A 247-nucleotide genomic window follows, 5' to 3' on the forward strand; every position below is an offset into this window, starting at 1 on the left:
CCTGACCCTGGTATTGCGCCGCCAGGTTTACACCATCAACGGCACACCGTCGGTGACGGACCGGACCTCCACGCTGACCGGATGTCCTTCACCATCAACCAGGCTTATCAGCGTGGTCCCGGAAGACGGCAGCGTGATTTCACGGTCGAGCGTCAGCGTCCGGGTCTGAGTGTCCACTGCCAGAACGCGCCCGCCCATGCTGATCCCGGCATAGTCATCATCGCAGATTTCAATGACGTCACCCGGC

The 247-nt window shown here is 61.5% G+C and carries 1 pseudogene; it reads right to left on the reverse strand.

The features are described from left to right. Positions 1–30: 30 nt before the first annotated feature. Positions 31–247 (reverse strand): annotated as a pseudogene (locus FDX22_RS27515) (host specificity protein J); the annotation flags it as partial.

Origin of the sequence: Citrobacter sp. TBCS-14 (assembly GCF_005280805.1) — a bacterium.
GTDB lineage: Bacteria > Pseudomonadota > Gammaproteobacteria > Enterobacterales > Enterobacteriaceae > Citrobacter > Citrobacter gillenii.